The organism is Povalibacter sp. (genome assembly GCF_036735925.1).
Lineage (GTDB): Bacteria > Pseudomonadota > Gammaproteobacteria > Steroidobacterales > Steroidobacteraceae > Steroidobacter.
The window spans coordinates 1-6,560 of record NZ_DAINNK010000138.1; the positions used below are offsets into that span (position 1 = coordinate 1).

4 protein-coding genes and 1 pseudogene are annotated in these 6,560 nt (G+C 63.5%); all 5 read right to left on the bottom strand.

Annotation, left to right across the window (positions count from 1 at the left end):
• On the bottom strand, window positions 1–458 hold a 458-nt coding region (locus V7D81_RS22615; RefSeq protein ID WP_324320586.1), incomplete at its 3' end, for a disulfide bond formation protein B.
• 168 nt (window positions 459–626) lie between these two features.
• On the bottom strand, window positions 627–1,379 hold the full coding sequence (gene phoU / locus V7D81_RS22620; protein ID WP_324320588.1) for a phosphate signaling complex protein PhoU: 753 nt from the start codon (window positions 1,377–1,379) through the stop codon (window positions 627–629).
• 127 nt (window positions 1,380–1,506) lie between these two features.
• A complete protein-coding gene (locus V7D81_RS22625) occupies window positions 1,507–2,904 on the bottom strand; it encodes a putative porin (protein WP_324320593.1) in 1,398 nt (465 codons plus the stop codon).
• Between the two features lie 205 nt (window positions 2,905–3,109).
• Window positions 3,110–5,785 (bottom strand): TonB-dependent receptor domain-containing protein, encoded by a 2,676-nt coding sequence (locus tag V7D81_RS22630; RefSeq protein ID WP_324320590.1) that lies wholly within the window; start codon window positions 5,783–5,785, stop codon window positions 3,110–3,112.
• A 74-nt stretch (window positions 5,786–5,859) separates the two neighbouring features.
• Window positions 5,860–6,560, bottom strand: a pseudogene (locus tag V7D81_RS22635) (hypothetical protein); the annotation flags it as partial.

A 6,560-nucleotide genomic window follows, 5' to 3' on the forward strand; every position in this document is an offset into this window, starting at 1 on the left:
GCGGCGAGCAGCGCAAACAGCACCCACCACGGCATCGACAGGCCGAGCAGCGTCCAGTCGACCTTGCCGCATTCGCCGGAGCCCGTCAGTACCTTCGTGATGACCTCGGTGACCGGCATGATGTCCAGCAGATAGTCGAGACTCGCCCCGCAGGCGGCGACCGTGCCGGGCGGTTGCGCCTGAATCCAGATGTGGCGGATGCAGATCAGGCTGCCTGCGAGCACCGCGAACAGCAGCAGGCCGCCGTACCAGCGCGCACCGGTTCGTCCCGGGTTGTGCAAGGCAGCGATCAGGAACAGCACGCCGACACTGATGACGGCGACGCGCTGGAAAATGCACAGCGGACAGGGTTCGAGGCCGAGCACGTGCTGGGCATAGAGCGCATAGCCCATCAGGCACGCGCAGAAAAGAAAGCCCAGGGTGTTGCCGACGCGACGGGAGACTGGCAGCGATTTCATCGCGGCAGTCTATCGGGATCGGGCGCGGGTCGGCCAGATCACGAATGGAGTCTGCTGATCTTCTCTTGCTGTGGGGCCGGCTTCAGCCGGCCTAAAACTGTCAGGCTGAAGCCTGACCTACAGTCAGAGGCCGGCTGAAGCCGGCCCCACAGGAAGAGATTGGAGACCTCAACGACTCGCCGCCGGATCTCCCGTGCCGCGCTGGGTGCGCGTCTGTATCTGCTTCTCGACGTCTTCCAGCGAGACATGGCGGATGTCCTTGCCATACACCATGTACACGACGTACTCGCAGACGTTCTTGGCGTGATCGCCGATGCGCTCCAGCGCACGCGCGACCCACAGCACGTCCAGCGCACGACGGATCGTGCGCGGATCTTCCATCATGAAAGTGATGACCTGGCGCTGGATCGCTTCGTATTCCTCGTCGACCAGCCGGTCCTTCTTCGCGATCGCGACCGCTCCTTCCGCGTCCAGCCGGGCAAAGGCATCGAGCGCCTCGTGCACCATGTCGCCGACGATGCGACCGAGGTGTTTGATTTCGCGATAGCGATCCGCGGGCCGCTCCACCGCCGCCAGGCGGGAGCCGATGTAACCGATCTTTTCTGCCTCGTCGCCGATGCGCTCGAGATCGGTGATGGTCTTGATGACCGCGACGATCAGTCGCAGGTCGGACGCCGCCGGACTGCGAGTGGCCAGGATGCGGCTGCAGTCGTCGTCGATCGCGACTTCCATCGCGTTGACCTTCACATCGCCGTGCGCGACCTGCTCGCCGAGCCGGCTGTCGCCTTCGACCAATGCTTCGACAGCCAGCTTGAGCTGCTCTTCGACGAGGCCGCCCATCTGCAGGACGTTGGTACGGACGCGTTCGAGATCGTCGTTGTAACGACTGAGGATGTGATGCGAGAGATCGGCTTTTTCCATGACACGACCGGTATGAGCGATTGCAGGCTGTATACCCCGCGACAGGTTGCGGCCGCAAGCGCACGGCTTTCTGTTCCCCTCCCCCGCTCGCGGGGGAGGGTCAGGGAGGGGGCCGCTGCGGCGCGGATCAGAACTTCAGATTGAAATCGACCTGCAGCCGATCGTAGTCCGTCTTGCTGCCGTAGACGGCGTTGACCGGCACGTCGACGAAACGCTCGTTGAGGAAGTACGTTGCATTGAGCGTCACGTTCTTCACCGGCGCGTAGCCGGCGCGGAAGACCCAGCCTTCGGTGTCCGTCGTGCCGTCGCCGAAGTCCGAATCGACGACTTGACCGAAGAGCGCGTCCTTGCCGATCGACTGGTAAGCCACACCCGCTTCCCAGGTTCGATAGTTGCTGGCCTTGCCGAACAGCACGCCGGCCGCCCAGGCCGTGTTCATGTCATCCGGGTCTTCGTTCTGTGCGTAGTTGCCCCACACCTGCAACGGCAGCAGGCCGATCTGGGTGTTGAATTCCAGCAGGCCCTCGACGATGTTGAAGTCGTAGGCCAGGCCGCTGAACGGCCCGGTCAGCGTGTTGCCGTTGGCATTGGCGTTGTAGAACGGGCGCTGCCCCTGGCCATTCTTCAGGTCCGAATAGCCGACGGCAGCCACCAGCGTCGATTCGCCGACCGGGAAGCGCGCACCGAACTGCGCACCCAGCGAGTAGACATCCTTGGTGCAGGTGCGGCCGGCATCGGCGATGCAGTTGGTCAGCGTCGTGGTCGGCGGTGTCGAACTGCTCGTGGCAGAACGCGCAGCATTGTTGCGCTCGTCGATCAGGAAGCCCCAGGCGCTGCCGAAGAACATGCCGCGATTGAACTGCATCGCCAAGCCTTCGGGATTGACGTCGCCGTCGTAGAACAGGCTCTGGCCCGGACGATAGAACGGATACTTCATCTTGCCGCCGATCAGATCGCCCCAGGTCGCGAACTTCCAGTCGAAATAGGCGAGATCGAAACCGATGGCCTTGCGTGAATTGGTGCCGCCGAGCGTCTGGTTCGAGGAACGCGGATCATCGCCGCCGGTCGCCACCTGCAGGCCGACGAGTAGCGTATCGGTGATCTTGGCGTCGAAACCCAGACGCGCGCGGATACGGTGCCGGCTCTGCTGTTCATCGTTGAACCCCTGCAGCCCGGCGACCACGCCCTTGCGTGTGGGATCTTCGATCCATTCATAGCGATAGCGCAGGTCGCCCTTCGCCGTGATGCGACCCGCCCAATCGGCGCCCTTCACCTTGCCCGCGTCCGACGCCAGCGTTGCCGTGTCCTTGCGCAGGCCCTTGGTTTCCGCCTTCAGATAATCATCCTGGGCCTTGAGGGTTTCGTTCTCGGCCTTGAGTTCGGTGTTCTCCTGTTCGAGCTTGTCGACGCGCTGCATGAGGCTCTGCAGCTGCTCGCGGATCTGGCCCAGTTCGTCCGCGCTGGCCGCGAACGCGCCCACCGGCAACTGCAACAGCGCTGCCGTGACTGCGGTGGCAATCAGCATGTTCTTCACGATGTGAACTCCGGTAGTGAATGAGTCGCCGCCGCACCGGATCGACGATCCCGTCGTGCGGTCGATGACCGGTTTTATACCGGCGCTCTGTTACAGAAAGATTGCAGGCGACGCCGGACGGCGCGCCTTTGTGAAGGAAGAGTTACGAAATCGTTAAAGCCGGCGTGCCGCAGCTTTCCTGCGGCACGCCATCGGTTCAGAAGCTCATGGTCAGCGAAGCGGCAAACAGCGTACCCACGTCGTATTTGTTGTAGTACACGGTGTTGCCGTCGCGCTCCTGGAACTCCTCGTAGCCCGTTCCGAGAATGTTGCGCACCTCGAGCTTGGCTTCCATATTGGTATCGAACAGCGTGAACGCCTCGCGCGCGACGAAATCCAGGCGCCAGCCCGGGGCTTCGTAAATGTCCGGCAGACCCGCCGGGCCGCGACTGGTCACCCGGTCGCTCGCGTAGGACACGAGAAGCGTCTGCTGCGACAGGCGTCCCGAGTTCTCCAGTCCGAGCTGCAGATTGACCAGGTGATCGGATTGGCCGGTCAACGGGCTGCCATCCACGAAGAAGTTGCTCGCCGGCTGCGTCGCCGTGCCGTACACACTCACGGTGTCGCCGTCTTCCACGTTGATCTCCGAGCGGCTGTACGTGTAGTTGGCCACGATCACCGCACGGCGGGAGCCGAGAAACTCTCCCTGGAAATGGTCGCCCAGGGAGAAATACTTCTGCACTTCCAGCTCGGCGCCGTAGAGCACCGCCTCGGGCGCATTGGCGAAACTGGTTTCCGGGTTGTTGTCGTTGAAGCCGGTGAACGCCTCGATCGGCTTGTCGATCTTCTTGTAGAAGCCGGCGACCGTGAAGCGCTGCTCCGGCGCGAAGTACCACTCGTAGCGCGCTTCCGCATTGGCGAATTCGCTGTCCGTCAGCAACGGGTTGCCGCGGTAGGTGCGATTGGTCTCCGGATCGAAATAGCGCTGGAACATCAGCTCGCGGAACTGCGGACGCGCGATCGTCTTGGCGGCGTTGAAGCGCACCTGCATGTCCTCGCGGAATTTGTACGTGAGCGTCGCTGCCGGCAGCACATAGTCGTTCTCGATGTGGGTCGAGGCGCCGGAGTTCGTCAGCGTGTCGAAAACCTGCAGCGGGCGAACATCCTGCTCGCCGCGTTCGTACCGCGCACCGGCGCTCAGCTCGAGCCCGTCGATCAACTCCGCCTGCAGCTGACCGTACCCCGCCTCGGTGCGCAGCGTGGCGTTGAACGCCGGATCCGTTTCCGTGGTCTCGACCAGCCCGATGTCGAAATGATCGATGACTGCCGGGCTCAGCAGATAGTCCGGCCGCAGCATGGCGACGCCGCTCGGAAAGTTCGACGGAGCAACGATCTGGAACGCGCGGCGCGTGGAATCGCGCTCGGTGTCTGCGATATCCACGCCCGCCGACAACACCATTCGCGGCAGGACCCGCACCGAGATGTCCGCGCCTGCCGACCACAGATCTTCGTCGAGCTTCGAGAACGCGATATCGGCATACCCGGTCTGACCATTGTCCAGGCGATTGATGTAGTACGCGCCGTAGGGACTCGCGGCCTGGTTGCTGCGCGAGTAGCCGATCTCCAGCTCGTACGGCGCATCCCGCTCGGACTTCGAGTACGAGGCACGGGCGCCGAGCGTCACGGGATCCAGGTTGAAACTGCCGGTCAGCTGCGTGCTCATCAGGGTTCGCTCGTACAGCGCCGTGGCCTGATCCTGGAAATCGACGCCAGGTCGCTGGCTGCTCTGCGTGCCTTCGCCCAGATCGGACCGCTTCAGCGTGTCGTGAATGTAGAGGTTGGTCCAGCGCAGCGTGCCTTCGCCGAACTCATAACCCAGGCCGACGAGCCCATTGGCGATGGCGCGGTTCTCCGTCGACACCGTGCGATAGTCCTTGTCGATGACGGACAGATCGAAGCTGCCCGGCGTCTGCTCGGTGATATCACGCGTGCGCCAGGCGTTGTTGAACGAGGCGGTGGCGATCAGGCCGAGTTGCGAATTGTCGAACTCCCAGCTGTCGCCCGCCGTGATCGTCCCGGAGTAGTTGGGCGAGACTTCATCGATCTTCTGCACCAGGCCGTTGTTCTTGCTGACGAGCTGGCTGGCGATGGCACCCGTGTCGACATTGCCGGCGCTGATGCGCTGGCCGCTCGCCAGGAACGCGGCGAGCGCGGGCGGCGTGTCGCGATTGCCGTAGCCGGTCCAGTCGTACTTGTTGCCGTAGTAGTCGTAGCCGACCTGTCCGGTCGTTTCGGTATCACCGCTGAGGCCGAAATTCAGATCCAGGAACGGCTGCTTCGGAATGGCCAGCGTGGTCAGGTTGATGACGCCGCCGCCGAACTCGCCGGGGAAGTTCGGCGAATAGGTTTTCTGCACCAGCGACGAGGCGATCACGTCGGTCGGAAACAGATCGAGCGGCACGGCGCGACGCATCGGCTCGGGACTCGGCAGCGGTGAGCCATTGAGCAACGCCAGGGAATAGCGATCGCCCAGGCCGCGCACATAGACGAATCCGCCGCCCACCACGCTCAGACCGGTGACGCGGCCGAGCGCGCCGGCGATGTCGCCTTCGCCGGTGCGCGCGATGTCTTCGTTCGACAGCACGGTGATGACCTGCGTCGTTTCTCTTTGCACATCGCGCTCGCGCCTGCCGACGACGACCACGCCGGGAATGCCGCCGGGCATGGCCACGTCGACCGAGGCGTCCGGAGCAGGAGACGGCGTGAGTGCAGCCAGGGTCGCGGCGGCCTCCGGCGGAGCGGAGCCATCGACCTCGAGGGCCGATTGAGCGAATGCCTGCGTGGAAAACGCGGTTGCAGCGAGGACCATGCCCCAGGTGCGCGGTTTGGCCATAGGTGTGCTTGCCATTGATGTGGTGATTCAGGATTCCCCTGCGGCGGATTGCGTCCGCCGCAGGGGACGAGCCATCAGTCGGCGAGCGACGGCAGCGAAGTGCAGGCCGTGCTGGTCGTACCGAAGTTCGCGGTGACCGAGTTGCAGGTCCAGCCTGCGTACCAGGTATCGCTGGCATCCTTCACCGCGCCTACGTAGGTGGTGGTGTCGAATGCTGCATCGAGCGTCTTCGGATCCGTGGCAACCACGGCGGTTTCATTCGCGCCGTTGACGAACGTGTTCGTCAGCGTCGCGGTGAAGGAGGCATTGTTGTTGGCGCCCGCATTGAAGGTCGTCGCAACCTGGTCGGCGGTCACACCACCCGAACCCACGAACTGGGTGGCGGCACACTGCATGACGACAGACTGGAACACCGGCGGTCCCACTTTGTCGGTCGCCGCATCGGCGGTGAGGATGTTGCTGCCGTTCAGGCGCAGGCAGGCCATCGGACTGACGACCACGCCGTTGACCAAGGTAGCGTCGGCCTTGCCGCGGAACAGCATCGCCGCATTGTTGCCGGTCGCAGGATTGCGATGCACGAACGTGAAGTTAGCAATCTTCATGTTCGTACGCGGCGACTGATCTTCGAGCGTATTGGCGGAATCGAGTTCGATGATCGAATCGGCGTTGCCCGAGGTCTTCTGGACCGCGATCACGTACTGGAGCGTGCCCTTGTAGCCCGTATCCAGGTCGATGTTGTCGTCGTCCGCACCGGTCACCACGACGTGACGCATGC